This is a genomic window from Microcystis sp. M_OC_Ca_00000000_C217Col, assembly GCF_007095585.1.
In the GTDB taxonomy this organism is placed as follows: domain Bacteria; phylum Cyanobacteriota; class Cyanobacteriia; order Cyanobacteriales; family Microcystaceae; genus Microcystis; species Microcystis panniformis.
Window position 1 is genome coordinate 1 of sequence record NZ_SFBV01000076.1, and the last position, 3678, is coordinate 3678.

The 3678-nt window shown below is 44.0% G+C and carries 2 protein-coding genes and 2 pseudogenes; all 4 read right to left on the reverse strand.

Annotated elements, in window-relative coordinates; all coding sequences use genetic code 11:
• Positions 1–353 (reverse strand): IS1634 family transposase N-terminal domain-related protein (locus EWV66_RS04380; protein ID WP_502706144.1); only part of this gene is annotated, 353 nt, incomplete at its 3' end.
• A 518-nt stretch (positions 354–871) separates the two neighbouring features.
• A complete protein-coding gene (locus EWV66_RS04385; RefSeq protein WP_287107299.1) occupies positions 872–2569 on the reverse strand; it encodes an eCIS core domain-containing protein in 1698 nt (565 codons plus the stop codon).
• A gap of 320 nt (positions 2570–2889) precedes the next feature.
• Positions 2890–3175: pseudogene (locus EWV66_RS04390) on the reverse strand (transposase); the annotation flags it as partial.
• Between the two features lie 280 nt (positions 3176–3455).
• Positions 3456–3566 (reverse strand): annotated as a pseudogene (locus EWV66_RS04395) (ISKra4 family transposase); the annotation flags it as partial.
• Positions 3567–3678 lie beyond the last annotated feature (112 nt).

Here is a 3678-nt window from a genome sequence, read left to right on the forward strand (position 1 = left end):
GTGTAAACGAGGTCTATACTGATAGTTTCTTCTTTCAAAATAGTCCTAAAAGTCTTGCCCAGTAAGCATTTAACCTTACATAAGCAAAAATTATCACACAAAGTCGAGAAGAGCCAAATAGCCATCACATGACCATGAGGAAGACTTCTAATCACTTCAAAATGATTGGGAATGCCTTCAGTCATGGACAGTGTTGCCCCTTTAAGAGCCAGTTTTATATTGTCGATAATATCATCGGGTAATTTTGAGAGATTGGCAAGGGTTCTTTTTTTGACTTGATCTCCTTCTCGGTAGGACTCCCGAAGAAGAACGGCGGGGGGAGAATTACGGTTAGGAACTTTTTCTATATACATGGCTATCATTTTAGCAAATGGAGAGAATTCTTGTCCATTAAGAAATGTTACAAATTACATGGGTACATTAAGAAAAGTTAAGGGGGTGTATCCATTGATGGATAAGGGTTTTCAGCTATTATGGTATATATGTATGGGGGAAGTTCAGCTATACAAGGGCTAGAGCAACTGTTGATTTCAACGACTAAGGTGCGGAATGTGGGTAAATGGGATGTGACGGTTCTGCCCTCCTAGCTGGCATCTTATTTTTACGCAAGTCCCTTATTTATTTTAGCGGTTCTCTCCAATCCGTTCAATGACAGGTAGCGCAATCGCACTTGTTGGGGATGGTGCGTTCCCTGAATGGGGATTGAGTGGGTCATGGGGGTTGTGGAAAGGAACGCACCCTACAAGAGCGGCGATTGCACTGATAACCTAAATGAGCCTGGTGCGTTCCCAATATCTGAATCATAGAGTCACAAGAGTTGCATCAGGGAACGCACCCTACAAGAGCGCTACACTCTACAATGTAAATAAAATCAGATACCAAAATACCCCAAAAACTGGTAAGGAATATTTTGCACTGTTCCATTCATATTTCCCGCTGGATGTCCATTACGCACTTGTCCAGGACCAGGAGCAATGGGCTGCGTTGGATACATCTGTCCATTCCAGGCTTGTACCCCCCCACCAACATTTGGTATATAGTTTATGGCAACTCTTACCCCTGATACTGATTGGATTGGTGCAGATACTGCTTGCGATATTCCAACATCACTCCTCTGATGATTAAGGCATACAATCCATGTACTGCGTTGATTTGCAGGAATAGGACTAGGTATCCAAGCTACATTAACTCGTATATCATTTTCAAACAATTCTTTTGCTTTTCTCCATGAAAAACTTTCCCACGCTTCTGAGTTAAATCTTCCTTGCGTCCCTGACGGAGGTACATTGCCATGGTCGTTATAAAAATCTAACATTGTTGATGGGTTTGCAAGCCGATTCATCGCATTTCTTACTGTATTGTGTGCTCCATGCCTGCTACTACTATGATAATTCTCTCCATCTGTCTCATTTCTCATATTCATCAATCCTTCATAAATATTTAATGGATTCATTCGCCAACGTCGAGGGTCAACTATATCCTTAAACCCTTCCCACTCAAAATTGGCAGCCGTGAAAAAATCATAAAGTGTTGTTAAAGGTGTTGAACGTGACCAACGATATGGCTGTATAACTTTACTCTGAATATTTGGCTGTAACTCTGGGGATAAAGGCGACCTCTGGAGGGCAGAAATACTCGGTTTCGCCTGAAGTTCTTCGTCTGGTTCTTCCTGGCGTTGGAGTGCAGAAATACTCGGTTTCGCCTGGAGTTCCTCGTCTGGTTCTTCCTGGCGCTGCACCTGGGGATTGACTTTCAGTTCCCTACTGGTAGCAGGCAGACTCGACTGTTCTCCCATTGCTGCTGGCTCACTCCCCGGAGTAGTATGACGCGGTGCTTGAAATTGCTGACCCTTTCCTGACTGTCCGGTCGATGATGATGGCGATTCGGCATTGAGTCTTTGTAAGACTTCCGAGGCTACCTTGTCCGCTTCCTGTTCGTAGCGATCGCCTGCTTCCCCGATCGCCAGTTTTCCCCGCACAGTTCCCGTTTGCTGCACTACATGGGTCAACTCATGGGCCAGTAATTCCTTGCCACTGGAACTCCCAGGATTGTATTCCCCTTGGCGGAAAAAGATGTCTTGTCCTGTGGTGAAGGCACGAGCACTGAGGGATTGATTGAGAGCATCAGCCGTGCTGTCGGTATGGACGCGCACCTCACTGAAATTGGTGCCAAAAGCGGATTCCATTTGCCGCTGGATGCCAGCATCGAGCGATCGCCCCCCACCCCGTGTCTGTTCAATTGTTGCTTCCACCTCTGGCGTGGCTTCGGTTTCTCTCAGTCCTTGGCGAGACAGTTCCACTACCCGTTGGACGTAGCGGTTGCCGTACTGCCGCTGCATCTGGAGCATCAGTTGGCGGCCGCGGGCGGGGTAGTCTGAGGTTGCCCGACTGAGCAAGTTAGCGTGAACTTTGGCCGAGGGAGCACTGCCAATCGGACTGATGACCTGTGTTAGGGGGTCTTGTTGGGTTGCCAGAACATCTTCTTGGGCAGTCGCCCTCTGTGCTTCCCGTTCCTTGGTTGGCTGGGAGTGCTGGGATTTGGTGTCGGGGGTCAATTGGCGATTGCGCATGGCACACCTCATATCAAAAGTAGTCTGACAGTTTCTCCAAGGAAATGAAAATTCTCCTCATGCCCTTTGGCTACTATATTGTTAGTCTAGCACAAAAATGGAATAGTTTTGAACCCCTAAAATAATTCCTGAATGATTTTGTCTGTTATCAATCCAATTAGTATGGATTTTATAAAAGTGTATCTTCATCTAAATACAGACGAATTTTGGTCATTCTAGGAGTTGTTTTTTTTTGATAATGTTGTTTGGCGAGTTCTTGATAGGCAGTTTGTTCTGCTGCTATGTCTCGCTCTATTTCCTCTCTATTAGCATGATATACTTTAGACGTTCATAATCTGAGATTTATTAAACTTCTGGAATCGTAGAGTCAGCAAGAAATCCAGTTCTTTTTTATGTTTCAGATGGGCATCATTCAGACATTCATAAATAGCTGAGGAAAAGTAAAAAAAGTTTTCATAATATTTACCATATAAACATTTCTTTCTGACAAATTTCCACAACCTTTCAATTAAATTTAGATTAGCGAGACGGTAGATAGAGTAGCTCTATTGACAAGGAAAGAGCTAATTCTTCAACAATTTTACATTTTTGATAGCGGGCATTATCGGTTCTTCGTTACTTAGTATGGTTCGATAGGGGGGCATAAATCGACTAAATCCTTATCTGGCAAGAGACTTAATTGATTAGTTCGCTCTAGATCAAAAATAATTGACAAAAATCGCCAATCCATTGCATAACAAAAACCGAAGAACCGCATTATCTAAGACTAGAGTGATGGGAATCATTAGTCCTAAATCAGCATAGACCTCGTTTCCACACAGAAACCAGAAGGGGAGCATCTCACCTTTGCAATAAGTAGAAATGCTTAATGAGATCAATAAAAAAGTTAAAAAAGGCAACCATTTAGATAAGCACAGCGATGACGAAGGACTTGCGGTACATTACCAGATTCCCAACTTGCACCAGTAATTTTGAGACGATGAGCAATTTGTTTCAAGGGGTGACAAGGCGACTAAAAGGCTTGCTGGATAAGGCGCATAGCCGTTAGACCCCTAGAAAAATCGGGGTGTTTTCCTGGCTTGAGGCGGATCAAAGAAAAGGCGAGTTCC